Here is a 26,243-nt window from a genome sequence, read left to right on the forward strand (position 1 = left end):
TAACCGATGATTTGGTGAACCGTTTCACCGTCGGGAAAGATTTGGATTTCGATGACCGATTGGCAAAATATGATGTTTTTGGTTCGATGGCGCACTGCAAAATGTTGGCGGAAGTTGGCTTGATTTCGCAAAAAGAATCGGTGCATTTACTGTCAGTTTTGAACGAAATTTTAGAAGAAATCCAAAATAATACTTTCGAAATCGATCCGGAAGCTGAAGATATCCATTCGCAAATTGAAGCTATTTTAATAAAAAAGCTCGGTTTAGCAGGTAAAAAATACACACTGCTCGTTCCAGAAACGATCAGGTTTTTTCTGGATATTAAACTGTATTTGTTGGATGAAATCCGGAAAATTGGCGGCTTAACCGACCAATTATTTCAATTGCTAATTCGCCTCGCCAATCAGCATAAAAATGTTTTGCTTACCGGCTACACGCATTTTCAAATCGCCATGCCGTCGTCGTTCGGTTTGTGGTTTGGCGCCTACGCGCAAGCTTTGACAAACGATGCTGAAATGCTTTTATTCGTGAACATCATTAATGAAAATCCTTTGGGTTCTGCGGCGGTTACGGTTCTTCCTTATTTTAACCGCGAAAGCACGACGTATCACCTGAATTTCAAAACATTAAATTACAATTCGGTTTACACACAGATGACGCGTGGAAAATCCGAAAAATTGCTGGCGTCGTCGATGGCTGTTTTAGCAGGAACTTTAAATCGTTTTTCTTAAAATAGTTGACTCTTCCTGAAGCAAACTGAGAATCATCCTATCCTTTGCGCCCATAAAAATCCATTTTAACAAAAATATTAAAGTTATTGGGAAAGCCGCTATTACAGAGAAATTGTTTTAAAATGCAGAAAACCATTTTCAGATTTCAGAAAAATTTATATCTTTGCATCTAATGAAAAGAATATTTCCATTAGACGATTTACATAAAGGCAGCAATGCCGATAATCACGATATTTATTAACAAACGAAGTCATTTTGGCTTCGTTTTTTTTTGATTTAAAAACTAAAATTATGCTCAGAACCGCCGATTTATCCGTAGAAAAAATCCACAAATTGCTGGAAGAAGCCACCGAATTTTCAAAAGATAAAGTTTTGAAAGCCACCAGTGAAATCTATGTAGCGAACCTCTTTTTCGAAGATAGTACGCGCACAAAAACAAGTTTTGATGTTGCTGAAAGAAAATTAGGCCTAAACGTTGTCCCTTTTGATGTTTCCGCAAGCTCGGTAAACAAAGGCGAATCGCTTTACGACACAGTGAAAACTTTGAAAAGCATCGGAATTGATTTATGTGTAATCCGTCATAAAAAAGAAAAATTTTACGATGAATTTAAAAACATCGATATCTCTATAATCAACGGCGGCGACGGAACCGGAAATCATCCTTCCCAAAATCTTTTGGATTTAATGACCATTCAGCAGGAATTCGGTGATTTTAAAGGTTTAAAAGTGGGAATTGTGGGTGATGTAAAACACAGCCGCGTCGCAAATTCCAACGCCGAAGTTTTAAGAAAATTGGGCGCGAAAGTATACTTTTCCGGTCCGGAAGAATGGTTTGATGAAGGCACCATAATTAATGGAACATATCTGTCCATCGATGATCTGGTAAAAGAAGTTGATGTGGTGATGCTGCTCAGAATTCAGCATGAAAGGCACGACAATGACAAAAAAATGAAATTTTCTGCCGATAAATATCACCGAAAATTTGGTTTGACGAAAGAACGCGAAAAAGCAATGAAAGAAGGCGCAATAATTATGCATCCGGCACCAATAAACCGCGGTGTGGAAATCGACGCAGATTTGGTGGAATGCAGCCGCTCCCGAATTTTCAAACAAATGGAAAACGGAGTTTTCGCCAGAATGGCGATTTTAAAAACAGCTTTGGAAGCAAAAGGGTTTGAGTTTAAGTAAATTGAAGCGTAAGGTACAGATAGTTGAAACATTGTACTTTTTACATCCCGACCTTATACAAATAAAAAATTGATGAAAAAGAAACTAATATTAGAAACTGGCGAGGTTTTCCATGGACAAAGTTTCGGAGTCGAGACCGACACCGAAGGTGAAGTGGTTTTCAATACCGGAATGACAGGCTATCAGGAACTTATTTCCGATCCTTCGTATTGTGGACAAATCGTGTGTATGACCTATCCGCTGATCGGAAATTACGGCATCAACCGCGATGATTACGAAAGTATCGACCCGGCTATTAAAGGTTTGATCGTAAAAGAAGTCTGTGATTTTCCCTCTAATTTCCGTACACAAATGGATTTGGATGAATTCTTCAAAAAAAGAAATCTCTCAGGAATCAGTGGGATCGATACGCGACGATTAACTCGCGTTCTCCGAGCTTCCGGTGTGGTAAAAGGCAAAATTGTGGACGAAAAGGCGATAGAATCTGAAGTTGTTGAAAGCTTAAAAAACACGGTTTTTCCAACCGATCAGGTGGCACAGGTTTCTACGAAAACTTCCTTTGCAAATCCAGGCAGAGGTTTGAAAGTTGTTTTGGTAGATTACGGTTCTAAACACGGGATTTTACGGGAACTTGCCCAACGTGACTGCGATGTTATTGTGGTTTCACAAGATACGACGGCGGAAGAAATCCTGCTTATCAATCCTGATGGCGTGATGCTTTCAAACGGCCCCGGCGATCCGGAAGATGTAAAAGGCGCTACTGAAATGATTAAAAATTTGCTCGGAAAAGTGCCGATTTTTGGAATTTGCCTCGGCCACCAGCTGATTGGTTTGGCGTGCGGTGCAAAAACTTTCAAACTAAAATTCGGTCACCGTGGCGGCAATCATCCGGTTCTTGATTTAGCAAAAAATAAAGTCGCCATCACTTCACAAAATCACGGTTATGCGGTTGACCAGGAATCCTTAAAAAACACCGACCTTGTGGAAACTCACGTGGCCTTGAATGACAGAACCAATGAAGGTTTTAAACATAAAATTCATACATGCTTCTCCGTTCAATATCATCCGGAAGCCAGCCCCGGCCCGGAAGACGCGAACTATCTTTTTGATGAGTTTATTACATTAATGGAGGAATTTAAATCTAAAAAATTATCTAACTAAGCATGGCAAAAAGAGCAGATATAAACACGATATTAGTTATTGGTTCGGGTCCCATTATCATCGGTCAGGCCGCAGAATTTGATTATGCCGGAACTCAGGCCTGCCTTTCTTTGCGCGAAGAGGGCTACAAAGTAATTCTCATCAATTCCAATCCCGCCACGATTATGACCGATGTAGAAATCGCCGATAAAGTCTATATCGAACCGATTTCGCTGGAATTTGTAAGTCATATCATCCGCAAGGAGAGACCAGACGCGCTTTTGCCGACCTTGGGTGGACAAACCGGCTTGAATATGGCGGTAGAATTGGAAAATTCCGGCATTTTAGAAGAATGTAAAGTCGAAGTTTTGGGAACCAAGCTTTCTGCTATCAATCAGGCTGAAGACCGCGATTTGTTTCGAAACTTGATGCGCGAGTTAAATGAACCCGTTCCGGAATCTGATATCGTAAATACCGTTCAGGCAGCGTTGGAATTTGCGCACAACATCGGTTATCCTGTAATTGTTCGTCCGGCCTTTACCATGGGCGGCACCGGGGGCGGAATTGCAAATAATGATGATGAACTTAAAGAAATTGCCAGTTTTGGCTTGAAATATTCACCAGTTACGCAATGTCTGATTGAAAAATCAATCGCGGGCTTCAAGGAAATTGAATATGAAGTGATGCGCGACAAAAACGACAACGCGATTGTGGTTTGTAATATGGAAAACATCGATCCGGTGGGAATTCACACCGGAGATTCTATCGTTGTTGCACCGTCGCAAACGCTTTCGGACCGCGAATATCAAATGTTGCGGAATTCCTCTTTAAAAATAATCCGTGCTTTAGGAATTGAAGGTGGTTGTAATGTCCAGCTCGCTTTAGATCCAAATTCTTACGACTATTATATCATCGAAGTGAACCCGAGAGTTTCGCGCTCTTCCGCTTTAGCAAGTAAAGCAACCGGTTATCCGATTGCGAAAATTGCAGCAAAAATTGCCGTCGGACTTACTTTAGATGAAATCATGAATCCCGTGACACGTACGTCATACGCGTGTTTTGAACCGGCTCTCGATTATGTGGTGACGAAATTTCCGCGCTTTCCATTCGATAAATTTGAGACCGCGGACCGCCGACTTTCAACACAAATGAAAGCAACCGGCGAAGTGATGGCGATCGGAAGAAATTTCGAGGAATCTTTACAAAAAGCCATCCGCTCGTTGGAAACAGGTTTGCGACACATCGGTTTAAAATCGAACGACGCTGCAGCTTTAACCGACGAAGAAATCGAAAGAAGAATCCGCGTTTGTGATGACGAGCGTTTATTCATCATCGGTGACGCTTTACGACGTGGTTATGACTGGGAAAAAATTGTGGAGTGGAGCAAAATAGATAAATTTTTTATCTGGAAAATTAAAAGGCTCATCGATTTTGAAAAAGTAATTGCGGAAAATAAGTTCAGCACGGAAATTTTATTGGAAGCTAAAAAATTAGGATTTTCCGACCTCAGCATTGCAACTTTATGGAATTCCGGTCAAAAGGAAATTTTCGAATTCCGACGAGAAAACGGCATCATGCCGGTTTATAAAATGGTGGATACGTGCGCTGCAGAATTTGAAAGCGAAACGCCTTATTTTTACGGAACTTACGAAGAAGAAAACGAAAGCATTCCATCTGAAAAAGAAAAAATTATCGTTCTGGGTTCCGGACCAATTCGCATCGGACAAGGTGTAGAATTCGATTACGCCACAGTTCATTCGGTTTGGGCGATTAAAGAAATGGGTTACGAAGCGATTATCATTAATAATAATCCGGAAACAGTTTCTACCGATTTTTCAATTTCGGATAAGTTATATTTTGAACCATTGACCGAAGAAGATGTGATGAACATCATCGACCTGGAAAAACCAAAAGGCGTCGTGGTGCAGTTCGGCGGACAAACAGCCATAAATTTAGCTGATAAATTAGCGGCTCACGGCGTGGAAATTCTCGGAACTTCCCTGGAAGATTTAGACCGCGCTGAAAACAGAAATAAATTTGAAGCAGCTTTACAGGAAATGGGAATTCCACAACCTTTAGGGAAAACATGTTTCACTGCACAGGAAGCTGAAATTATCGCAAAAGAAATTGGTTTTCCGGTTCTGGTTCGTCCGAGTTATGTCCTCGGTGGACGGGCAATGGAAATCGTTTATGACGAAGCCGAACTCGCGCATTATATGGAAAATGCGGTGAAAGAAAATTCGGAACACCCGATTTTGATCGATCGCTATTTAACCGGAAAAGAAGTTGAGGTTGATGCAATTTCTGATGGGGAAACGGTGGTAATCCCGGGAATTATGGAGCATATCGAAAGAGCGGGCGTTCACTCCGGTGATTCGATAGCCGTTTATCCGCCGCAAAACATTACTGCGGAGCAAATTGCGACTTTGGTTGATTATACAGAAAGACTGGCGAAAGGCTTAAATGTTATTGGTTTAATGAACATTCAATACGTGCTTTTTGAGGGCGGTGTTTACGTAATCGAAGTAAATCCACGCTCGAGCAGAACTGTACCATTTCTATCGAAAATCACCGAAATCCCGATGGCAAATTTAGCAACGAAAGTGATTCTCGGTAAAAAACTGAAAGTTCTTGGTTATAAAAACGGCTTAGCACCGGTGAAAAAAGGTGTTTTTGTAAAAGTTCCGGTGTTTTCATTTTCAAAACTTACGCGCGTTGATATTTCCCTCGGACCGGAAATGAAGTCCACCGGCGAAGTGATGGGAAAAGACGTCACTTTAGAAAAAGCTTTATACAAAGGTTTGGTAGGTGCGGGCAGAAAAATGCCGCTTCATGGCGCGATTTTATTCACCGTTGCGGATAAGCACAAAGCTGAGGCGTGTGAACTGGCGCGCAGATTTCAGGAAATTGGTTTTAAAATCTGGGCGACGGAAGGAACCGCAAATTATTTTAAAGAAAATGGCGTCCGCACAAAAATCGGTTATAAAATCGAGGAAAATCCGGAAATTAATTTAATTGATTTAATACAAACCGGAAAAGTTCAATACATTGTAAACACCATGACCAAAGGAAAGCAGTCGGAAAGAGACGGTTTCCAGATCCGCCGGACTTCGGTGGAAAACGGCGTGCCGTGTTTGACTTCGATGGATACGGTTGAAGCAATATTGAAAGTGATCGAAAGCATGAGTTTCAAAATGGAAATGATGTAAATTTTCCATTTAATTAAAACTGAAGCGAAGAGAAATCTTCGCTTTTTTTACTTCGAAAATTACGTGCTTTAAGGCCGAATTTTTATGGTTTAGCTTATAGAAATTTAATTAAAACTGAAGCGAAGAGAAATCTTCGCTTTTTTTTATTCCAAAAAATTACCTGCTTTAAGGCCGAATTTTTCTGATTTAGCTCACATAAAATTCAAAACAGAATTTTTCAGCAGTATGCACTCCTTATATTAATCTAAATTTTTTTACCCAAACAAACCCAAATTTTTATTATTCAGCAGTAATTCATAAAAAATGTTAAATTAACCGCAATGCGCGGATGGTGGCACCTTAATTGAATTTAGGACAGCAACACTATACTAACATTAAAATTTATTTAATTATGGAAAATTACAAGCCAGAGTACAGAAATGATTATGTGTCAAAAGTATTCAACACCAGAGAAGATGCGGATCGTGCTTATAACGATTTATCAACAAGAGGTTATGGGCAGGATGATATCAACGTGATGATGTCTGACGAAACCAGAAAAAGACACTTCGAAAACGATGTTGATACAGACACTGCTCTTGGAGATAAAGTAGCTGACAATGCCGGAACCGGTTCCTTAATCGGTGGTGGAGTTGGTGCAGTTGTAGGTGCAATTGCAGCAATCGGAAGTAACGTATTATTACCTGGTTTAGGTTTGATCGTTGCCGGTCCGTTAGCAGCAGGACTTGCAGGAGCAGGAGCAGGAGCTGCAACAGGAGGTTTAATCGGAGCACTTACCGGAATGGGCGTGCCAGAAGATGAAGCTGAAAGATACCAGGACGACATCAAAAACGGTGGAATCTACATGGGCTTCAAACCAAGACATGAGGATGACGCCAGAGATACCTACAACAGATGGTATACTGATGATTCTAACAATTTGTAAGAACTACAAAAAATAAAAATCCACATTGAATAATGTGGATTTTTTTGGTGCTAAAAGAGCAATTTTTTTTAAGTTGTTCCCATTACGTACATTTCCTCCATCGTAGGCTGCGCGTTGCCACCTTCTTTTTCTAAAGTGATGGCGAAAGCCTGTGCTTTGTCTACAGACTTCATTTCCTGAACGGTAGAATCGGATTTCGCATTGTGCATTCCCATATCTACAGGTTTTCCGTCCACGATTGCCCAAAGCTGATATTGTTTTCCGGTTGGTGCCGGCGGTAAATTTTTAATTTCCAAAAAGACTTTTTTCGAGGTGTGCCAATACACGTCCGCAATCATGTCCGGATGTTTTTCTACGCCTTTCAATTCAATTCTTCTGGAATTCATAATGATGGAATTCATCTGTTCCAAATCGGTGATTTTGGTGGATAGTTCCGTGTTTTGTTGCGAGATGGTTTGTAGTTCAGCATTTTTATTTGAAAGCTGATAACCTAAAAATCCTAAACCAAGAAGCAAGGCTACAGAAGCGGCTTTCATCCAACCCGAAAAATCGCCGGTTTTTCTAATTTCAGTTTTTTCGGTGCTTAAAGGCACAATTTTTCCGGAATTCACGGGTGCATTCCCGAATTCAATTCTTTTCCGGATTTCCTCCTTCAAAGTGGTCGGCGGTGTAATCGCCTGAATGGTTGCTAATTTTTCAAATGTTTCCTGCACTTCCAGTACGGCTTGTTTAACTTCTGCATTATTGCTCATTACACACTCCAATATCGAAGATTCTTCCTGCGGAAGGATTCCCATCACGTAATCTTCAATCACGCCAGATGATATGTAAGTTTTTATATCCACTTTTATTTAATCAAAAAAAATAAAATAATAAATTTAAAATCTTTTAAAATATTTTTTAATTCTGATAGCGCAGCTCTTGTACGTGTTTTTACAGTACCCAATGGAATACCGAGCTCTTCGGAAATTTCTTCTTGGGTAAGACCACCGAAATAGGCTTTGTTGATCAAGATTTTATAATCGTCTCGCAAAGAATTTACTCCTTTTTGAACCTCATGAAATTCGTGAACCTGTTCCGTAGAAAGTGCTGCATTGTCATTTACGAAGTCGGGGATACTTTGGTTTTTTAAATCGTTTTGGAAAGATTTTGATTTGAGGCGGTCGATGGCAGAATTTCTTGCGATGTTCAGCATCCACGTGTAAAGCGTGGCTTTTTTGGCATCGTAACTGGTGATTGAATTCCAGATTTTTACAAACACGTCCTGCATCACTTCATTAGCTTCCACTTCATATCGCACAATTCGGAAAATTACTCCATACAGTGCGCCCGAATAATTATCGTACAAATAGTTAAAACCATTTTCATCTCTACTCAACAGTAAAGACAAAAGTTGCTCCGTAGAAATGGTTTCTTTTTTCAAATGAATTATTCGCCCTTCAAAAGTAGTTTTTTTTCTTAATATATAAAACCAATTTTTTAATCGCGCCGTATATCTCTTAAACAAAAAGTAAAAAATGAAAAAATTCCTTAAAATATCGGCAATTTTTTTGGTTTCTCTTTTCGCTTTTCAAATGGTAGAAGCGCAGCGGATGCAAAAAGTAAACGGAAAAAATATCGTCAATCCGTACTATTCCCGAACAGATTCCAAAATTCTAAAACTTCCCGAATCCACCTGGAAAAAAGTTTTGAACGCTAATCTTTTTTCGGTTTCCAGACTCAATGATACTGAAATGGCTTTCACTGGAAAATACAATGATTTTGACGGCCTCGGAACGTATTATTGCGCTGCCTGCGGAAATGCTTTATTTAAATCGGATGCAAAATTTGCGAGCACCTGCGGCTGGCCGAGTTTTTTTGAAGCCATCCGCCCGAAATCTGTCATTTATAAAAAAGACACTTCTTATAATATGGTCAGAACCGAAGTTCGGTGCGGACGATGCGACGCGCATTTAGGTCATCTTTTCGATGATGGACCAACAGCTTCGAAGAAGCGTTTCTGTATGAATTCTATTTCGCTGGAATTTGAGCCGAATGCAAAAAATTCAAAATAATTTCAAGCAGAAGAGAACCAAAACTTTCCAAACCTCGTATCTCCAAACAACACATCAATTATATAACATTAAATCAATTTAAAATGAACTATTTAAAAATGACCACAGCAGCCCTAGCGCTAACTTTAACTTTCGGAATGGCAACACAATCTTGCGCACCGATGGCAATGCAGGAAAAAACCGTAATGGTGGGCGGCGCACCAATGTACGCAACCAAAAACATTATTGAAAATGCCGTAAATTCAAAAGATCACACGACTTTAGTAGCAGCCGTAAAAGCCGCAGGTTTAGTAGAAACTTTACAGGGAGACGGACCTTTCACGGTTTTCGCACCAACCGATGCAGCTTTTGAAAAATTGCCAGCTGGAACGGTAAATATGCTGGTAATGCCGGAAAACAAAGAAATGTTGACCAAAATTTTAACCTACCACGTGGTGCCGGGAAGAATTTCCGCTAAAGATTTATCCATGTGGATCACCAAAAATGGTGGTAAATACATGGCAAAAACAGTTCAGGGCGAAGAATTAAGCTTCTGGATGAAAAATAATATGATGTATGTAACCGATGCAAAAGGAAACTCTGCAAAAATTACAATTGCAGACGTTAATCAGTCAAATGGTGTAATACACGTGATAGACACGGTTCTTATGCCATAGTTTTCATAGTTTTATTTTTAATGGGAGTCACTTAAATTTCGGTTTAAGTGACTTTTTATTTCCGGCTTTTCGGCTCAAAATTTCTATCTTAGCAAAACTGAAAAAAATACCTTTTTAACACCGAATAAATTTTAACTATGAAAAAAATCATTTTACTTTTCGCTTTATCCTTCTCTATGATGGGCTTTGCGCAGTTCAGCGTACCAACTGCCAGTCCGCGCCAAACTGTGGAACAGCAGTTTTCACTTTCAAAAATTACTGTTGATTACGGCAGACCGGGCGTGAAAGGCAGAAAAATTTTCGGCGACCTGGTTCCTTTCGGAAAAGTGTGGCGTGCCGGCGCAAATTCTTCAACCAAAATTACTTTTAACCAAAATGTAAACTTCGGCGGAAAAGAAGTAATGGCAGGAACTTACGGTCTTTTCGTAATTCCAACTGAAAAAGACTGGAAAATCATTTTAAATAAAGATGCACAGCAGTGGGGCGCGTACACTTACGATGAGAAACTCAATGTTATCGATGTGACCGTACCGGTACAGAAAACTTCCGAAAAACAGGAATGGTTTGAGATCGCTTTAAATCCTGTAGATGTGCATTCGGTAGATTTGGTTTTATCGTGGGATAATACCAAAGCAACGGTTAATATTAAAGAAGCAAAACCCGAAGTCGTCGGTCAGATTATTGAAAAACTCAACGAGATCAACAAAATTCAGAAAGACGCTGCGACGAAAAAATAATTTCAAAGTGAACTTCGGTTCACTTTTTTTATGAAAAATAGTTGTCAATTTTTCGGTTGTTTCAGTTTTTGTGTTAAAGTATATTTGCTTTAAATTTACCGTATGCAACTTTCAGACGAAATCATGTACCAAGCTTCATTTCAAAAAAATCCCGATTTCGAAGGCGTTTTTTGGATGGGCGTAAAAACCACCGGAATTTTTTGCCGCCCAACCTGCACGGCGCGAAAACCAAAATCTGAAAATGTAGAATTTTTTTCCTCCACAAAAGCAGCAATTTTAAAAGGTTACCGACCTTGCAAAATCTGCAAACCCCTCGAAAATCCCGAAAAAACACCCGTTTATATCCAAAAAATTTTAGAAGAACTCCGCGAAAATCCCGCGTTGAAATTTAAAGATTACGACTTGGTGAAACGCGACATCGAACCTGCAACAATGCGACGCTGGTTTCAGAAAAACCACGGAATGACGTTTCAGGCTTTCCAAAGAATGTTTCGCCTAAATACTGCTTTTAAAAAACTTCAGCAAGGTGAAAATATCATCGAAACGGCTTACGACAGCGGTTTTGAAAGTTTGAGCGGTTTTAATGAAAGTTTCAAAACCATTTTCGGCGTTTCGCCAAAAAATTCTAAAACGCAAAGAATTATCGATCTAAAAAGACTTGAAACTCCGCTCGGAACGATGTACGCCGCGGCCGTTGAAGACGGAATCTGCATGTTGGAATTCACCGATAGAAAAATGCTGGAAACCGAGTTTAAACATTTGGCAAAATCCTTAAACGCCACAATTATTCAGGGCGAAAATTCACATTTTGAAATTTTAGAAAAAGAACTCACGGAATATTTTTCGGGTGAAAGAAAGGAATTTACCGTTCCGCTTTCGCCGGTCGGAACAAACTTTCAAAAAGAAGTCTGGCAGGTTTTGCGCAAAATTCCTTACGGTGAAACCTGGTCTTACCGCAAACAATCGGATGTTTTGGGTGATCCGAAAAAAGTTCGCGCGGTCGCCAATGCAAATGGCATGAATAAGATTTCGATTTTAATTCCGTGTCACCGCGTCATCGGCAGCAACGGAACGTTAACCGGTTATGGCGGCGGAATTTGGCGCAAACAAAAACTTTTAGAACTGGAACGGGCGATTCTTTTTTAATTTTTTGGGCAAGCTTTTTTCCCTGGCTTTGCCCTTTCAAAAAAAGCCGGGCTCTTCGTTGCAATTCCTCATACCGGCCTGGCGGCCGTTATTCCGGGATTTCCACTGCGATCCCTCTTGCGAAAACGCGATTTATAGAAAATTTCTTAACTTTTTAAAATCAAAAAAAACACCCGAAAAGCCATGAATTTTTCCATTCAACCGACTTTAGAAAACGAAAATGTTAAGCTGGTTCCGCTTCAGGAAAGCGATTTCGAAAGATTATTCGCCGTCGCTTCCGACCCGGAAGTTTGGGCAATGCATCCGAATAAAGAACGCTATAAAAGAGAAGTTTTTCAAAATTTTTTCACCGGCGCGCTGGAAAGTAAAGGCGCTTTTATGGTCATCGACAAAAATTCAGAGGAAGTTTTGGGAAGCACCAGATTTTATGATTTTAACGAAGAAGACAACAGCATTTTCATCGGTTACACTTTTTACGGCACGAAATCCTGGGGGAAAAACATCAATCCGCAGGTGAAAAATATGATGCTGGATTATATTTTCCAGTTTGTGGAAAAGGTGATTTTCCATGTCGGCAAAGACAATTTGCGCTCCATAAAAGCGATGGAAAAATTAGGTGCCGAGAATTTGGGGAACGAAGAAGTCGCTTATTTCGGCGAAGAGCCGAAAATCAATACCGTTTTCCAAATCACAAAAAAAGACTGGTACAGCAGGCAGAATTTACACTAAAATTATTTCGCACTGCAGTCCTGAAAAAGTTCTGCACCGTAATAAAACACAAAAAGCCACGCGATTCCTTTCACGGTGAAAAATATTAAACCGCCGATGCCGACGCGTTTAAACCATTTTCTAAATTTGGAATTTTTGCCGTTTTCCGGCTGAATATTTTCCATTGAATACTTTTCCTCAAAATTAACATTATTTTTTCGGACGCCTGATTTTCGTTCCATAAAAACTCCGCCTTATTTCGGCATTTTTTCCTGTTTTTTATTATTTAAAGTTTAAAAAAAATACGAAGAAAAGCTCCCGAAATTTTCCTGCTTTGGCTAAATTTTCTATCTTTAAGGTCAACTCAAAATAGAATTATGTCCCACACCAATCAGGATTTTGGAATCGAAAAATCCCTTTCTAATTTAGGAATTTCACCCGAAAATTTAGGCGTTTCAACCGGCGGAAAGTACTTTGCCAGCGGTGATGTGCTCGAAAGTTATTCACCAACCGACGGAAAACTCATCGCAAAAGTCACCACCGCGAATTTCAGCGATTACGAACGCGTTATTGAAAGTTCAAAAAAGGCTTTTCAGGAATTTCGTCAGATTCCGGCGCCGAAAAGAGGCGAGTTGGTGAGGCAGTTTGGTTTAAAACTGCGCGAATACAAAGAGGAATTGGGAAAACTGGTTTCGTATGAAATGGGAAAATCTTTGCAGGAAGGTCTTGGTGAAGTTCAGGAAATGATCGATATATGTGATTTTGCGGTTGGTTTATCGCGCCAGTTGTACGGTTTTACCATGCACTCTGAACGACCGGGACACCGCATGTACGAGCAATATCACCCATTGGGAGTTGTCGGAATTATTTCTGCTTTTAATTTTCCGGTAGCAGTTTGGTCGTGGAATACAGCGCTCGCCTGGATTTGCGGAAACGTAACCATTTGGAAACCTTCGGAAAAAACACCGCTGTGCGGAATTGCCTGCCAGAATATCATCAGCGAAGTTCTAAGGGAAAATAATTTACCTGAAGGAGTTTCCAGCATGATTGTCGGCGATCACAAAATAGGCGATCGACTGGTTAATGATAAAAATGTCGCGCTGATTTCATTCACCGGTTCAACAAAAGTCGGCAGACTGGTCGGAACGAATGTGGCGCAGCGTTTCGGAAAATCAATTTTGGAACTGGGAGGAAATAATGCCATTATTTTCACTGAAAATGCAGATTTAAATATGTCGATTATCGGTGCTGTTTTTGGCGCTGTAGGAACTGCGGGGCAAAGATGCACATCTACGAGACGTTTAATCATACATGAATCTATTTTTGAAGACGTGAAAAACCGTTTGGTGAAGGCGTACGCGCAACTGAAAATCGGAAATCCTTTGGATGAAAACAATCACGTGGGACCATTGATCGATAAAGACGCGGTACAGCAATATCTGGATTCCATTGAAAAATGCAAGAAAGAAGGCGGAAAATTTGTGGTTGAAGGCGGCGTCCTCGAAGGTGAAGATTATACTTCCGGCTGCTACGTAAAACCTTGCATTGCTGAAGTTGAAAATTCTTTTGAGATCGTACAGCACGAAACATTTGCACCGATACTTTACATCATGAAATATAAAACTTTGGAAGAGGCAATTGCAATGCAGAACGACGTTCCGCAAGGTTTAAGTTCGGCGATTATGACCACAGATATGCGTCAAGCAGAGCTTTTCCTTTCTCAGCAAGGCTCAGATTGCGGAATCGCGAATGTGAATATCGGGACTTCCGGTGCTGAAATCGGTGGCGCTTTTGGCGGTGAAAAAGAAACCGGTGGCGGCCGCGAATCCGGCTCCGATGTCTGGAAATACTATATGCGCCGACAAACCAACACCATTAATTATACAGACAGCTTGCCACTCGCGCAGGGAATAAAATTCGATTTATAAATAACCTGCTAAAACGGCAAATTTTTCAGTTTCAACTTTCTAATTTTAAAACTATGAACAACGCAATAGCTCCACATCCAGAAACTTCAAACGCTGTTAAGCAAACGCTTTCGCGGCACATGCTCGCAGATGGTTTTGATTTTGTGATGGATTTCGACAAATCTCACGGTTCCTGGATTCACGACCGCGTGACAGGAAAAAACTATCTGGACATGTTTTCCATGTTTGCTTCGGCTTCGATTGGTTACAATCATCCGTACCTCATGGAAAAATCTGCCTGGCTAGGAAAAATGGCGGTAAACAAACCAACTTTAGCCGATGTTTATTCGCAGGAATTTGCCGATTTTATGAAAGTTTTTGAAAGAGTTGCCATTCCGAAAGAACTGCAGTATTGCTTTTTCATTGAAGGTGGCACAATGGGCGTAGAAAACGCAATGAAAGCGTGCTTCGACTGGAAAACACGAAAGAATTTCGAAAAAGGTTTAGACATCGAAGCGGGAATCTGCATCCATTTTAAACAGGCGTTCCACGGCAGAAGTGGCTATACTTTGAGTCTGACAAACACTGCAGATCCTCGAAAATATATGTATTTTCCGAAATTCGACTGGCCGAGAATACTCAATCCCCATTTGACTTTCCCAATCACTGAGGAAAATCTGGAGGAAACCATAAAACATGAAAATTTAGCGCTATTAAATATCGAGGAAGCGATTCTTTCGAATCCGAACAAAGTAGCGTGTATCATCATTGAACCAATTCAGGCTGAAGGCGGCGATAACCATTTCCGTGATGAATTTTTTGTCGGTCTCAGAAAAATATGCGACGAAAACGAGGTTTTATTGATTTTTGACGAGGTGCAGACCGGCATTGGTTTAACGGGAAAAATGTGGGCATTTGAGCACTTCAGCGTAGCGCCGGATATTATTTCGTTCGGGAAAAAAGCCCAGGTTTGCGGTGTGTTAGCGAACAAAGAAAAGTTTGATGAAATTCCGGACAATGTTTTCCGCGAAAGCTCCAGAATCAATTCAACTTTTGGTGGAAACTTCATCGATATCCTGCGTTTTCAGCTGATTTTGGAAGTGATTGAAAAAGAAAATCTGGTTGAAAATGCCCGGATTATGGGAGATTATCTGCTTGAAAAACTGCAGAATCTTCAGGGAAAATATCCGGATTTGGTTTCAAATGCGCGCGGCCGCGGCCTGATGTGCGCTGTAGATTTACCGACCGGCGAACAGCGCGACCATTTACGTGAGCTTTTGTACAATGAACATTTAATTATTTTAGCTTGTGGTGACCGTTCCATACGTTTCCGACCGCATTTAAATGTTTCACGGGAAGAGCTGCAAATGGCGTTAGACCTTATTGAGGTTTGTTTAAAGAAAATGTGATACCTGTAAAAAACTGCTATTAATTGTGCTTTTTAAATGCGTATTAAGTAAATTTAATGTAAAATTTAGAATTTACCGATTTTTTTTGTACCTTTAGATTTCTAAATGAGCAAGAATAATGGAAAGAGAAACAAGAGTCCCCGTATTTGAAAGTGACCAATCAGCAAAAGTACAATTGGTAAAATCTAAATTAGAAGCCGCAAAAATTACCACGTACACCAATAACACCTATATGTCGTTTACGACAACGCCAACAGCCACCATGGTACGGGTAATGGTAAATTTGCAGGATGAGCAAAAAGCATTTGAAATCATCGATGAAATGCTAAAAGAATCAGAATTTAACCTAAGCAAAAACTAAAACAACTTCATATTTTTAAATTTTACGTTTTACAGAAATCGAAATCTTTCCGGAGATTTCGATTTTTTTTGCCCTATTTTGCTGATTTTAAGCGCGCTGTTTCAGGAAATTATTATCTTTGTAAAAATCAGATTTTATGGAATCCACCTATATAGAAACTCAGCAGATTTCCTTTCAGGACTTTAAAAACCAGATCCTGGAAGATTATAAGCTAGGCCGTATTTCCCGCGAAATGTCTTATCTGGGCAGACGCGAAGTGCTGACCGGAAAAGCAAAGTTCGGAATCTTCGGCGACGGTAAGGAATTGCCGCAGCTGGCAATGGCAAAAGTTTTTAGAAACGGTGATTTCCGAAGCGGCTATTATAGGGATCAAACCTTTGCGCTTGCAATTGATGCAATAACTGTAGAAAACTTTTTCGCGCAGTTGTATGCAGATACCAACATCGAACGTGAACCGGCTTCTGCGGGCCGACAAATGAACGGTCATTACGCAACCAGAAGTTTAAATGCGGATGGCAGCTGGAAAGATTTAACTAAACAGAAAAATATTTCCTCAGATATTTCGCCGACTGCAGGACAAATGCCGCGATTGTTAGGTTTAGCACTTGCTTCAAAAGTGTACAAATCTGTAGAGTTTGAAGGTTCTGAAATTTTCTCCAATAAAGGAAATGAAGTTGCTTTCGGAACAATCGGTGACGCCTCAACTGCGGAAGGTCATTTCTGGGAAACGCTGAACGCTGCGTGTGCTTTGCAGGTTCCGATGATTGTTTCAATTTGGGATGATGGTTACGGAATTTCCGTTCCGACACAAAACCAGCGCGCAAAAGCTGATATTGCTGAAATGCTTTCAGGTTTTCAAAGAAAAGAAGGCGAGGCGCAAGGTTGCGAAATCATTCAGGTGAAAGCCTGGGATTATCCGTCGCTTTTGGATGCTTACGCGCGCGCCGAGCATTTTGCCCGCACTGAAAGTATTCCGGTCGTGGTGCACGTGGTGGAAGTTACGCAGCCGCAAGGTCACTCGACTTCCGGCTCTCATGAAAGATATAAAAGCGAAGACCGCCTGAAATGGGAAGGTGAATATGATGGTTTACTGAAATTCCGTGAATGGATTTTTAATTATTCTATTGAGATTGAAGGTGAAGAACAGCAACTGGCTTCACTGGAAGATTTAGAAAAGATAGAAGCAGAAGCGAAAAAAATGGTCAAAGAAGGCCAAAAAAAAGCGTGGGAAGATTATCAGAAAACCATTACTGATCTAAAAGAAGCCTTGCTTCCTTTGGTGGAGAATATAAAATCTCAAAACACGGAAGTTGCTGCGGAACTCGAACAGTTCGGTAAAATAATTTCGGTTGCAAAACGCGACATTTTTCATTTGGTCCGAAAAGCCTTGTTATTGACAAGAGCAAACCAAACTCCGGAAAGACATGATCTTCAGCTGAAATATGAGCAGGTTTTCGCTGCTGAAAAAGAAAATTATTCTTCACATTTATATTCGCAGTCCGAATGGAAAGCCACGAAAGTGCTGGAAGTAAAACCGGTTTTTTCTGATGCTTCCGAAACCGTAGACGGTCGGGTAGTGGTGAGAAATAATTTCGATAAAATATTTGAAAAGTATCCGGAAACGTTGATTTTCGGTGAAGATGCCGGAAATATTGGTGATGTAAACCAAGGTTTGGAAGGTCTTCAGGAAAAGTACGGCGAACTGCGTATTGCAGATACCGGAATTCGCGAAGCCACCATTCTCGGTCAGGGAATCGGAATGGCAATGCGTGGTTTAAGACCGATTGCAGAAATCCAGTACCTCGATTATATTTTGTACTGCTTGCAAGGCATGAGCGATGATTTGGCGACCGTGCAGTACAGAACGCGCGGCGGGCAAAAAGCGCCTTTAATCATCAGAACGCGTGGTCACCGTTTGGAAGGAATCTGGCATTCAGGTTCGCCAATGGCGGGCATTTTAAACCTTTCCAAAGGGATTTTGGTTCTTGTTCCAAGAAACTTAACGATAGCTGCAGGTTTCTACAACACCATGCTTCAGTCCGACGAACCGGCATTAATCATCGAATGTCTGAACGGTTATCGCTTGAAAGAAACACAGCCGGACAACTTAGGTGAGTTTACCATTCCGGTTGGGAAAGTCGAAATCACCAAAGAAGGTTCTGACGTTACTTTGGTAACTTACGGTTCTACCTGGAGACTCGTTATGGAAGCTGCGAAAGAATTGGACAAAATCGGTATTTCAGCGGAAGTAATTGATATTCAGTCCTTAATTCCATTCGATTTAAGCCACGAAATTAAAGAAAGCGTGAAGAAAACCAACCGCCTCGTTGTTATTGATGAAGATGTGGAAGGTGGAGCTTCTGCCTTTATTTTACAGCAGATTTTAGAAAAACAAAAAGCCTTCAGATATCTGGATTCCGATCCGCTTACTATTTCTGCGGAAAACCACCGTCCGCCGTACGCGAGCGATGGCGACTATTTCAGCAAGCCAAGTGTTGATGATATGGTAGAAAAAATTTACGGATTATTTCACGAGGTAAATCCGGAAAAGTTTCCAAAAATTTAATAATAAAAAGCAGACTTGGTTCTGCTTTTTTTGTGCATCATTTTTGCAGCCTACCCAGAAACTCAAAAAAATGAAAAAAACACTTCTGGCTTTCTCAATCTCATTCCTGCTTTTCTCCTGCAGCGAAACTGAAAAAATTTCCCCTGATTCGGGCAAAATTTCAGAAAATTCTGAAAAGAATGAAATGGTCGCTTTGATGGATGAAATGATGGACGACATGCACAGCGGCAAACCTACCGGAAACATCGATGCGGATTTTGCCAATATGATGATCGCACACCATCAGGGCGCGGTGGATATGTCGCAACTTTTGCTTGAAAAAGGCACCGATCCGGAGCTGAAAAAATTCGCTCAGAAAGTCATCGCAGACCAAAATACCGAAATTGCTTTAATGAAAAAATATGCCGCTAAAGCGGCAAATTTTCCGGAAAATAAAGAATTCGAACAGGCGCTTAACCAGTCCATGGCGGCGATGATGAACAGTGACACGAAAGTCTATAACGACATTGACAAAGATTACGCGGCGCAGATGATTCCACACCATCAAAGTGCCGTCGATATGGCGAAAGTGTATCAGAAATTCGGCAAGGAAAAAGAACTGTTGAATCTTTCCGATAGGATTGTGCGGCATCAAACATCCGAAATCGCGCAATTGCAGGCGTGGCTTGATAAAAATTAATTATAAAATTTAAAGAAAACCCGCGCAAAAATCCCCGAAAACACTCGGAAATTTTCCGTAAATTCGCATCAAATTTTTAAATAATGAACTACGATATTATTGTCATCGGCAGTGGACCTGGTGGTTACGTTACGGCAATCAGAGCCGCACAATTGGGTTTCAAAACTGCGATTATCGAAAAAGAAAGTTTAGGTGGAATTTGCTTGAATTGGGGTTGTATCCCGACGAAAGCTTTGCTGAAATCTGCACACGTTTTTAAATATTTACAGAAAGCCGAAGATTACGGTTTAAATAAAGTAGAAAATCCAGGTTTTGATTTTTCTAAAGTCATCCAGAGAAGCCGCGGCGTTGCTCAGAAAATGAGCGGTGGAATCGCTTTCCTGATGAAGAAAAACAAAATCGATGTCATCATGGGAACTGCAAAAGTTCAGAAAGGTAAAAAAGTTTCTGTTGCTGATAAAGACGGAAAAACCACTGAATATTCTGCAGAACACATCATCATCGCGACCGGCGCGCGCTCCCGTGAATTGCCGAACTTGCCACAGGACGGCAAAAAAGTCATCGGTTACCGCCAGGCTTTAAGTCTTCCGGAACAGCCAAAATCCATGATTGTTGTGGGTTCGGGCGCTATAGGAATTGAGTTTGCGGATTTTTACAATACCATGGGTACCAAAGTGACGGTGGTGGAATTCATGCCGAATATTCTTCCGGTGGAAGATGAAGATACTTCAAAACACGTTGAAAAATCCCTGAAAAAATCCGGTATCGAGATTATGACCAATGCGTCTGTAGAATCAGTAGATACTTCCGGAAACGGCGTGAAAGCGACCGTGAAAACCGAGAAAGGAAATATCACATTAGAAGCCGATATTTTATTGTCCGCAGTTGGAATCTCTTCAAATATTGAAGGTCAGGGTTTCGAAGAAGTGGGCATCCAAACAGAAAAAGGAAAAGTTTTGGTGAACGAATGGTACCAGACTTCTGTTCCGGGCTATTATGCGATTGGTGATATTTTACCGACTCAGGCCTTGGCGCACGTGGCGTCTGCGGAAGGAATTACCTGCGTGGAAAAAATCAAAGGTTTACACGTAGAAAAAATCGATTATGGCAATATTCCTGGTTGTACGTATGCGCATCCTGAAGTGGCGTCGGTTGGCTTAACCGAAAAGCAGGCAAAAGAAAAAGGGTACGAACTGAAAGTGGGTAAATTCCCCTTCTCAGCCTCCGGAAAAGCTACTGCAAACGGCGACACCGACGGTTTCATCAAAGTTATTTTTGATGCGAAATACGGCGAGTGGCTCGGTTGTCATATGGTGGGCGACGGTGTTACCGACATGATTGCCGAAGCTGTTGTAGCGCGTAAACTGGAAACTACCGGCCACGAAGTCCTGAAATCCATTCACCCGCACCCAACGATTTCCGAAGCGGTGATGGAAGCTGTAGCAGCCGCTTACGGCGAGGTGATTCACATCTAAAAGGACAAAATATATTTATAAAAAATTCCAGTTAAAAGCTGGAATTTTTTTTGTGCGGCATTGCGAGCGACGCGAAGCAATCCGTTTATTTTGTATTTTTTTTGGCAGCTTTGAACAACGTTCGTAAATTTCAATAAAAGCATTCGCTTTTACCTCATTTATGTCTTCCACTCCCGCTTCCGCTACGGCGGAGAGCTCCGTTCAAGCCGGGCTGCGAAATTTGTTAAAAAGTGTTAAATATGTTGTTAAAATATGTATATTTGAGATGTAGCAGAAATATAAAGAAACAAATATAACGCACAAAAATAAATATAAATATGTCAAAACTTAATGTTGACCAGAAAACAATAATGTTACTTTTTTCAGATAAAAAATCTGACTTTCTTATCCCTGATTATCAGAGACCTTACGCTTGGGAAGAAGATCAATGCCAAACTCTTTGGGACGACATTTTTACCTTCGCATTTCCAGACAATAACAGTGACAAATTTGATATAATTGAAGAATACTTCTTAGGTTCAATAGTTACTTTTGAAAATGACAGAAATAAAAAAGAAGTAATTGACGGACAACAACGATTGACAACGTTGATGCTGTTATTACGCGCTTTTTATGCAAAGTTTGGAAAAATGCAAGACGAGAACTCTAAAAGTACTCGTGAAAGAATTGCCCAATGTTTATGGAAAACAAATGAGTTTGGACAACCTAATCTAAAACATTTTGAAAATTGATTCGGAAGTTGCAACCGATAATGACAAAGAAGAGTTTTTAGAAATACTTAAAAGTGGGATTGTAAACAAAGATCAAAAGAGTAACTATGCTAAGAACTATCGCTTTTTTCAAGAAAAGATAGATAATTTTTTAAGTGAATATCCCGGATATTTTGCATACTTGCCCGCAAGGATTTTAGGCAATTGTATTCTATTGCCGATTGAGGCAGAATCGCAAGACACCGCTTTGAGAATTTTTTCAACATTGAATGATAGAGGTCTTCCACTATCTGACGCTGATATATTCAAAGCACAATTTTACAAGCATTATTCATCAAAAAACCAAAAGGACTATTTCATAGAAAAATGGAAAACGCTTGAGGAAATTACGAGTAGAATTTTTAAGCCATTGAACGGTACACCAATGGACGAACTTTTTACCAGGTATATGTATTTTGTTCGCGCGAAGCAGGGAATAAAATCAACCACAACCGAGGCCTTACGAAAATTTTACGAGAAAGGTAAATACTCAATTCTAAAGCAAGATGAGACATTATCAAATCTAAAAATCCTTGTTGATTTCTGGCATGATGTCTATAATCAGAATCCTGATAGATTTTCACCTAATATCTTGAGAAAATTTTTTATCCTGAATTCCGCACCAAACAGTATGTGGACCTATTTTTTATCAGTGTATTTTCTGCAAAACAAGAATGAAGTAAGACTACTAGAAGAAACAAAATTAGATGAATTTTTAAATAAAACCATCGCATTTGTTTGGGCATTTGCATTTACAAATCCCGGAGTTAATGCTTTAAGAACGCCTGTTTACGCGGAGATGATTAATATTGTTACGGACAAAATAGTCAACTTTGAAGAACATAAATTTGATGAACATTCTTTACGGACAGCAATAAATAATTTTGAGTTTAAAAATGGAAGGCCAATAACTAGATCAATTTTAACTTGGTGGGCGTTTAAAGACGATGCACAAGAAATCCCCGCGCTCAATACGATTTTTGATATTGAACATATTTTTGCGAAAAAACGACAAGAAAATGATAAGTCACTTAGCAACAGGAAACTATTAGAGGCCCTTGGGAACAAATCTTTACTTGAAGACAAAATAAATATTAGAGCGTCTGACTACAGATTTAGTGATAAAATAAAATATTACAAAGGGTTTACCAACGACAAAGGGCAGCATAAAACAGGTTCGATTATTTCTGAGTTAGTGACCTTTGCAAAAAGTAAAACTGACTTTGCGGAAGGTGATATAATTGTCAGAACGGAAAAAATAGTAAATGAATTTATTGCTTTTATAAAACAGAAAAACCTAATAAAACAATTATAACAAAATAGCACAAACAGACGTTTAGCAAAAAACGGGTTCAATACTAAATTAAGTTATTGCCATTTATCAATTTCAGTTCTGGCAGACAGTTTTGTACTGCAAAATTTGCCAATGTGCCAAGTCGCAAAACGTAACAGTGAAAATTTCTCCTTAAAACATTGTTTTTTTCTAAAACGAAAGTACCTGAAACAAAAAAAAATGCCGCTACGACGGCATTTTTTTTATTAACAGTAAATTGGAAAAATTCCGCCTTTTAACGGCAAATTTTTTCAAAAAACATATTTCGGGTAAATCAGGAAGCCAATAATAATCGCGGCAATTGCCATCAGAAAAACCGAGCCTGCCGCCACATCTTTTATGATTTTTATGCGCGAATCAAATTCCGGCTGCACCACGTCGCAGATTTTTTCCAGGCACGTATTCAGGAGTTCCAGACTCAGCACCGCGAAGCAGACCAAAATAATAATCGCCGCCTCCGCGGGGGAAACCTGAAAATAGAAAATCAGAAAGATATTGCTTAGAAGCGCCAAAAATTCAATCTGGAAATTTCGCTCATTCCGGAAAATCCAGACAATACCTCTGGCGGCGTTGGCAAAACTGCGCTGCAGCGGCGGTTTTCTCATTACCAGTTTTTATCGATCATGTACATCAATTGGCCCATTGCCACGGCGCCAAGCAAAAGTTCGCGGCGGTTCACCTTGTCAAAAGTATCTTCGTTGGAATGGTGAATATCGAAATAGCGCTGCGGATCCACGAAAAGTTCCGCTAAAGGAACTCCTGCAGGTTCCAACGGCGAGATATCAGCGCCGGCGTATTGCAACTCGAAATTGTGCACATTATAGGGCGCAAAAAGATTCCGCCACGACTGCACCTGCGCTCTTTTTTCCGGCGTCATTACCAAACCGAAACCGCGCGGCGTAAAACCTCCGCCATCACTTTCAATAGCAAAAATTTGTTTTTCGTTATTTTTTTTCGCGTTTTCAGCGTAAGTCGTTCCGCCTTTCAACCCATTTTCTTCATTGGCAAAACAAACCACGCGAATCGTGTGGTTATTTTTCAAGCCCAATTTTTTGAAAGCGCGTAAAATCTCGATGCTTTGTACAATTCCGGTTCCGTCGTCGTGCGCGCCTTCGCCCACGTCCCAGGAATCCAGATGTCCGCTCACCACAAGCACGCTTTTGTCTTTGTTTCCGGTAATTTCACCGATTACGTTGTGTGAGAGTTTTTCACCTTTCATGGTGCAGTTGGAATTCAGTTTGGCAAAAACTTTCTGGGTTTTCAGCGTTTTTTCCAGTTCATCAGCGCTTTTCGGCCCAATAGCAACGGCTGCTATTTTAGCGGTATCATCTTCATCATAACGCATTGCGCCGGTATGCGGCACATCGTCAAACGCCGAAGACAATGAACGGATAATTACGGCTTTTGCGCCTCTTTTTCCGGCCCAGGAAGCGGCACTCCGGCGGTATTTTCCGGCATCACCGTACGCCTGTCCAGTGTTCACGAATGTTTGATTAAAAGCATAATTGAAGAAAATAATTTTTCCTTTCACCTGACTGTCCGGAAGCTTGTCGAAATCTTCTTTTGTTCTCACAAACGCGATTTCAGCTTCTACATCTTTACCTTTTGTTCCTTCGGAATTGCCCAGCGACAGCATCTTGAGCGTTTTCCATTTTCCGTTTCCTTCTTTGATCTGCAGCGATTCTGCACCGCGCACCCAAACGGGAACCATCACTTCTTCTTTCCAAACTTTATCTGCACCGGCTTCTTTCAGCTTTTGTACCGCCCAATCGGTGGCTTTCTCGTAACCCGCGGAACCGCTGAGCCGCTGACCGACATTTTGGGTTAAATCGCGCAGATTTTCATAGGCTTTGCCATTCACCAAAATTTCATCGGAAATTTTTTTGAACTGAAGGGAATCGCTGTTTTGCTGCGAAAATAAAATTCCGCCCAGAAAGAGCGGAAGTATTTTTAGTAAAGAATATTTCATTTTATTTTTAATTGAAAATCAAATATAAAAAAAACCTCGTTAAAACGGCAAATTTTTACTGTTTCATATCATACATCAAAAGCGCCGTTACGAGTTTTGGTTCGATATAGGTGCATTTCGGTGGCATTTTGATATTATTGTCCGATACTTTCAACAGGTCATTGAAACTCACCGGATAAATTCCGAAACCGATTTTATATTCGCCGGAATCTACTTTTTCTTTCATTTCCTTAATGCCTTCAATTGTGGAATTTCCTTTTAAATAGGTTATTTTTTCGGTGGTTTTCGGATCTTCGATGCCCAGAATATCTTTAAAGATAAATTCTTCCAAAAGGAAATGGTCGAGATCATTCAGCTCGCCCTCTTTTTTCCGCAGTTCGTGCTTTACGTGCAGCGAATAGAATTTACCGTCGAGATACATCGAAATATGAAATTTCTGCGACGGAAAATAGATGTTTTCGCCTTTTTCGTGGATCTGGAAATTCTTTTCGATTTTCTTTAAAAAATCCGCAGAATCCAAACCGTTCAAATCTTCTAAAAGCCGGTTATAATCGTGGATTTTAATCGATTGGTTGCTCACGATAAAACTGTATACATAATTGTAAAGTTCTGTACCGTTGTGCTTTTTGTTTTTCTCTTTTTGATTTTTTGCATGAAGCGCCGCCGAGCCCATCCGGTGGTGGCCGTCAGCAATATAAAACGAATCAATTTGATCTAAAACCTCTTTAAACTGCAGCATTTTCAGGCGGTTATCAATTCGCCAAATTTTATGTCGCGTACCGTTTTCAGATAAATAATTAAGAATCGGAACATTTTTTTGCTCGTGATTCATCAGCAGTTCCACTTTCGGATTTGCCATATAAGTCAGCAAAACCGGCTCTGCCTGAATATTTACCTTATCAAGATAATAGGCGAGTTTTTCTTTTCGGTGGGTGAGGGTAGATTCGTGTTTTTTGATGTTGCCGTTCCAGAAATCTTCCACGCTTACCAGACCTAAAAGTCCGCGGTAAACGCATTTACTGGGAAGAATCTGCTCGTACAAATAGTAGGAAGCATTATCCTGAACGAGTTTTCGATCTGCTACCAGTTCTTCAAAGTTGGTACGGATTTTCCGCAGATTGCGGTCCACATCTTTCGATTTGCTTACAACGAATGGCTTAACCATTTGAATATAAGACGATTCCTGTTGTGCTTTTTTAATAATTTCATCTTGGGAGAAATTATCCAGCGGATGAGTCGGGAAAATATCGACATAATCTTCGCTCGGACGAATTCCTCGAAAAGGTTTAAATATCGGCATA

At 40.4% G+C, this 26,243-nt stretch carries 24 protein-coding genes; 18 read left to right on the forward strand and 6 right to left on the reverse strand.

Going from position 1 to position 26,243, the window contains the following annotated elements:
• Positions 1 to 14 precede the first annotated feature (14 nt).
• From BMZ55_RS00995 to BMZ55_RS01015, 5 genes are all read left to right on the forward strand, one after another.
• Positions 15 to 731, forward strand: coding sequence for a lyase family protein (locus BMZ55_RS00995; RefSeq protein WP_177179766.1), 717 nt, complete (start codon positions 15 to 17; stop codon positions 729 to 731).
• Between the two features lie 291 nt (positions 732 to 1,022).
• Positions 1,023 to 1,919 (forward strand): aspartate carbamoyltransferase catalytic subunit, encoded by an 897-nt coding sequence (locus BMZ55_RS01000; RefSeq protein ID WP_089819333.1) that lies wholly within the window; start codon positions 1,023 to 1,025, stop codon positions 1,917 to 1,919.
• Positions 1,920 to 1,991: 72 nt separating this feature from the next.
• Positions 1,992 to 3,080 (forward strand): carbamoyl phosphate synthase small subunit, encoded by a 1,089-nt coding sequence (locus BMZ55_RS01005; RefSeq protein WP_089817877.1) that lies wholly within the window; start codon positions 1,992 to 1,994, stop codon positions 3,078 to 3,080.
• 2 nt (positions 3,081 to 3,082) lie between these two features.
• On the forward strand, positions 3,083 to 6,268 hold the full coding sequence (gene carB, locus BMZ55_RS01010; RefSeq protein WP_089817879.1) for a carbamoyl-phosphate synthase large subunit: 3,186 nt from the start codon (positions 3,083 to 3,085) through the stop codon (positions 6,266 to 6,268).
• Positions 6,269 to 6,659: 391 nt separating this feature from the next.
• Positions 6,660 to 7,193, forward strand: coding sequence for a hypothetical protein (locus tag BMZ55_RS01015; protein WP_052252171.1), 534 nt, complete (start codon positions 6,660 to 6,662; stop codon positions 7,191 to 7,193).
• A 68-nt stretch (positions 7,194 to 7,261) separates the two neighbouring features.
• On the opposite strand, the gene BMZ55_RS01020 is transcribed toward BMZ55_RS01015, so the two are convergent.
• A complete protein-coding gene (locus BMZ55_RS01020) occupies positions 7,262 to 8,038 on the reverse strand; it encodes an anti-sigma factor (RefSeq protein WP_089817881.1) in 777 nt (258 codons plus the stop codon).
• A 2-nt stretch (positions 8,039 to 8,040) separates the two neighbouring features.
• Complete coding sequence (locus BMZ55_RS01025) at positions 8,041 to 8,616, reverse strand: RNA polymerase sigma factor (protein WP_233701857.1); 576 nt, start codon at positions 8,614 to 8,616, stop codon at positions 8,041 to 8,043.
• Between the two features lie 94 nt (positions 8,617 to 8,710).
• Here BMZ55_RS01025 and msrB point away from each other — a divergent pair, with 94 nt between their 5' ends.
• The 5 genes from msrB to BMZ55_RS01055 all read left to right on the forward strand — a co-directional run bounded on the left by msrB (position 8,711) and on the right by BMZ55_RS01055 (position 12,515).
• The gene (msrB, locus tag BMZ55_RS01030) at positions 8,711 to 9,247 is read left to right on the forward strand and encodes a peptide-methionine (R)-S-oxide reductase MsrB (RefSeq protein WP_089817882.1); all 537 of its coding nucleotides are present in this window, start codon (positions 8,711 to 8,713) and stop codon (positions 9,245 to 9,247) included.
• Between the two features lie 137 nt (positions 9,248 to 9,384).
• A complete protein-coding gene (locus BMZ55_RS01035) occupies positions 9,385 to 9,903 on the forward strand; it encodes a fasciclin domain-containing protein (RefSeq protein ID WP_233701895.1) in 519 nt (172 codons plus the stop codon).
• A gap of 137 nt (positions 9,904 to 10,040) precedes the next feature.
• On the forward strand, positions 10,041 to 10,640 hold the full coding sequence (locus tag BMZ55_RS01040) for a DUF2911 domain-containing protein (protein ID WP_089817884.1): 600 nt from the start codon (positions 10,041 to 10,043) through the stop codon (positions 10,638 to 10,640).
• 102 nt (positions 10,641 to 10,742) lie between these two features.
• On the forward strand, positions 10,743 to 11,786 hold the full coding sequence (locus tag BMZ55_RS11520) for a bifunctional transcriptional activator/DNA repair enzyme AdaA (protein ID WP_089817887.1): 1,044 nt from the start codon (positions 10,743 to 10,745) through the stop codon (positions 11,784 to 11,786).
• Positions 11,787 to 11,969: 183 nt separating this feature from the next.
• Positions 11,970 to 12,515: a GNAT family N-acetyltransferase gene (locus tag BMZ55_RS01055; protein ID WP_089817891.1), complete on the forward strand. Its 546-nt coding sequence runs from the start codon at positions 11,970 to 11,972 to the stop codon at positions 12,513 to 12,515.
• Positions 12,516 to 12,517: 2 nt separating this feature from the next.
• Here BMZ55_RS01055 and BMZ55_RS11310 read toward each other — a convergent pair whose 3' ends face one another.
• Positions 12,518 to 12,679: a hypothetical protein gene (locus BMZ55_RS11310; protein ID WP_164467039.1), complete on the reverse strand. Its 162-nt coding sequence runs from the start codon at positions 12,677 to 12,679 to the stop codon at positions 12,518 to 12,520.
• Between the two features lie 192 nt (positions 12,680 to 12,871).
• Between BMZ55_RS11310 and amaB the strand changes: the two genes are divergently transcribed.
• The 8 genes from amaB (at position 12,872) to BMZ55_RS01095 (ending at position 22,955) form a co-directional block, all read left to right on the forward strand.
• Positions 12,872 to 14,422: an L-piperidine-6-carboxylate dehydrogenase gene (gene amaB / locus BMZ55_RS01065; RefSeq protein ID WP_089817893.1), complete on the forward strand. Its 1,551-nt coding sequence runs from the start codon at positions 12,872 to 12,874 to the stop codon at positions 14,420 to 14,422.
• A gap of 53 nt (positions 14,423 to 14,475) precedes the next feature.
• Positions 14,476 to 15,810 (forward strand): L-lysine 6-transaminase, encoded by a 1,335-nt coding sequence (lat, locus tag BMZ55_RS01070; protein WP_089817895.1) that lies wholly within the window; start codon positions 14,476 to 14,478, stop codon positions 15,808 to 15,810.
• Between the two features lie 118 nt (positions 15,811 to 15,928).
• Complete coding sequence (locus BMZ55_RS01075; protein WP_039345174.1) at positions 15,929 to 16,171, forward strand: putative signal transducing protein; 243 nt, start codon at positions 15,929 to 15,931, stop codon at positions 16,169 to 16,171.
• Between the two features lie 136 nt (positions 16,172 to 16,307).
• Positions 16,308 to 18,737, forward strand: a complete 2,430-nt coding sequence (locus BMZ55_RS01080) for an alpha-ketoacid dehydrogenase subunit alpha/beta (RefSeq protein WP_089817897.1) — start codon at positions 16,308 to 16,310, stop codon at positions 18,735 to 18,737.
• 70 nt (positions 18,738 to 18,807) lie between these two features.
• Positions 18,808 to 19,416: a DUF305 domain-containing protein gene (locus BMZ55_RS01085; protein ID WP_089817899.1), complete on the forward strand. Its 609-nt coding sequence runs from the start codon at positions 18,808 to 18,810 to the stop codon at positions 19,414 to 19,416.
• 83 nt (positions 19,417 to 19,499) lie between these two features.
• Positions 19,500 to 20,891 carry a dihydrolipoyl dehydrogenase gene (gene lpdA, locus BMZ55_RS01090; protein ID WP_089817901.1) on the forward strand — a complete coding sequence of 464 codons (1,392 nt, stop codon included), beginning with the start codon at positions 19,500 to 19,502 and terminating at the stop codon, positions 20,889 to 20,891.
• Positions 20,892 to 21,208: 317 nt separating this feature from the next.
• Positions 21,209 to 21,622: a DUF262 domain-containing protein gene (locus BMZ55_RS11405; RefSeq protein ID WP_233701858.1), complete on the forward strand. Its 414-nt coding sequence runs from the start codon at positions 21,209 to 21,211 to the stop codon at positions 21,620 to 21,622.
• Positions 21,612 to 22,955 (forward strand): DUF262 domain-containing protein, encoded by a 1,344-nt coding sequence (locus BMZ55_RS01095; RefSeq protein WP_233701859.1) that lies wholly within the window; start codon positions 21,612 to 21,614, stop codon positions 22,953 to 22,955. The genes BMZ55_RS11405 and BMZ55_RS01095 overlap by 11 nt, the downstream gene beginning before the upstream one ends.
• Positions 22,956 to 23,224: 269 nt before the next feature.
• Here the strand turns inward: BMZ55_RS01095 and BMZ55_RS01100 are convergent, their stop codons facing one another.
• The 3 genes from BMZ55_RS01100 to BMZ55_RS01110 are packed head-to-tail and all read right to left on the reverse strand — an operon-like array spanning position 23,225 to position 26,242.
• Positions 23,225 to 23,578: a diacylglycerol kinase family protein gene (locus BMZ55_RS01100; RefSeq protein WP_089817903.1), complete on the reverse strand. Its 354-nt coding sequence runs from the start codon at positions 23,576 to 23,578 to the stop codon at positions 23,225 to 23,227.
• Positions 23,578 to 24,942, reverse strand: coding sequence for a M20/M25/M40 family metallo-hydrolase (locus BMZ55_RS01105; protein WP_089817905.1), 1,365 nt, complete (start codon positions 24,940 to 24,942; stop codon positions 23,578 to 23,580). Before BMZ55_RS01105 ends, BMZ55_RS01100 begins: the two co-directional genes overlap by 1 nt.
• A 55-nt stretch (positions 24,943 to 24,997) precedes the next feature.
• The gene (locus BMZ55_RS01110; RefSeq protein WP_089817907.1) at positions 24,998 to 26,242 is read right to left on the reverse strand and encodes a DUF1015 domain-containing protein; all 1,245 of its coding nucleotides are present in this window, start codon (positions 26,240 to 26,242) and stop codon (positions 24,998 to 25,000) included.
• Position 26,243: the final 1 nt, after the last annotated feature.

This window comes from Kaistella treverensis (assembly GCF_900114045.1).
GTDB lineage: Bacteria > Bacteroidota > Bacteroidia > Flavobacteriales > Weeksellaceae > Kaistella > Kaistella treverensis.

Excerpts from the sequence above, each read along its gene's own strand:
- BMZ55_RS01040 (WP_089817884.1), top strand. The coding sequence starts at position 10,041 with ATGAAAAAAATCATTTTACTTTTCGCTTTATCCTTCTCTATGATGGGC.
- carB (WP_089817879.1), top strand. The coding sequence starts at position 3,083 with ATGGCAAAAAGAGCAGATATAAACACGATATTAGTTATTGGTTCGGGT.
- lat (WP_089817895.1), top strand. The coding sequence starts at position 14,476 with ATGAACAACGCAATAGCTCCACATCCAGAAACTTCAAACGCTGTTAAG.
- BMZ55_RS01110 (WP_089817907.1), bottom strand. The coding sequence starts at position 26,242 with ATGCCGATATTTAAACCTTTTCGAGGAATTCGTCCGAGCGAAGATTAT.
- BMZ55_RS11310 (WP_164467039.1), bottom strand. The coding sequence starts at position 12,679 with ATGGAAAATATTCAGCCGGAAAACGGCAAAAATTCCAAATTTAGAAAA.
- BMZ55_RS11520 (WP_089817887.1), top strand. The coding sequence starts at position 10,743 with ATGCAACTTTCAGACGAAATCATGTACCAAGCTTCATTTCAAAAAAAT.
- BMZ55_RS01055 (WP_089817891.1), top strand. The coding sequence starts at position 11,970 with ATGAATTTTTCCATTCAACCGACTTTAGAAAACGAAAATGTTAAGCTG.
- BMZ55_RS01100 (WP_089817903.1), bottom strand. The coding sequence starts at position 23,578 with ATGAGAAAACCGCCGCTGCAGCGCAGTTTTGCCAACGCCGCCAGAGGT.
- BMZ55_RS01085 (WP_089817899.1), top strand. The coding sequence starts at position 18,808 with ATGAAAAAAACACTTCTGGCTTTCTCAATCTCATTCCTGCTTTTCTCC.
- BMZ55_RS01035 (WP_233701895.1), top strand. The coding sequence starts at position 9,385 with ATGGCAACACAATCTTGCGCACCGATGGCAATGCAGGAAAAAACCGTA.
- BMZ55_RS11405 (WP_233701858.1), top strand. The coding sequence starts at position 21,209 with ATGTCAAAACTTAATGTTGACCAGAAAACAATAATGTTACTTTTTTCA.
- BMZ55_RS01000 (WP_089819333.1), top strand. The coding sequence starts at position 1,023 with ATGCTCAGAACCGCCGATTTATCCGTAGAAAAAATCCACAAATTGCTG.
- BMZ55_RS01075 (WP_039345174.1), top strand. The coding sequence starts at position 15,929 with ATGGAAAGAGAAACAAGAGTCCCCGTATTTGAAAGTGACCAATCAGCA.
- amaB (WP_089817893.1), top strand. The coding sequence starts at position 12,872 with ATGTCCCACACCAATCAGGATTTTGGAATCGAAAAATCCCTTTCTAAT.
- lpdA (WP_089817901.1), top strand. The coding sequence starts at position 19,500 with ATGAACTACGATATTATTGTCATCGGCAGTGGACCTGGTGGTTACGTT.
- BMZ55_RS01080 (WP_089817897.1), top strand. The coding sequence starts at position 16,308 with ATGGAATCCACCTATATAGAAACTCAGCAGATTTCCTTTCAGGACTTT.
- BMZ55_RS01105 (WP_089817905.1), bottom strand. The coding sequence starts at position 24,942 with ATGAAATATTCTTTACTAAAAATACTTCCGCTCTTTCTGGGCGGAATT.
- BMZ55_RS01005 (WP_089817877.1), top strand. The coding sequence starts at position 1,992 with ATGAAAAAGAAACTAATATTAGAAACTGGCGAGGTTTTCCATGGACAA.
- msrB (WP_089817882.1), top strand. The coding sequence starts at position 8,711 with ATGAAAAAATTCCTTAAAATATCGGCAATTTTTTTGGTTTCTCTTTTC.
- BMZ55_RS01015 (WP_052252171.1), top strand. The coding sequence starts at position 6,660 with ATGGAAAATTACAAGCCAGAGTACAGAAATGATTATGTGTCAAAAGTA.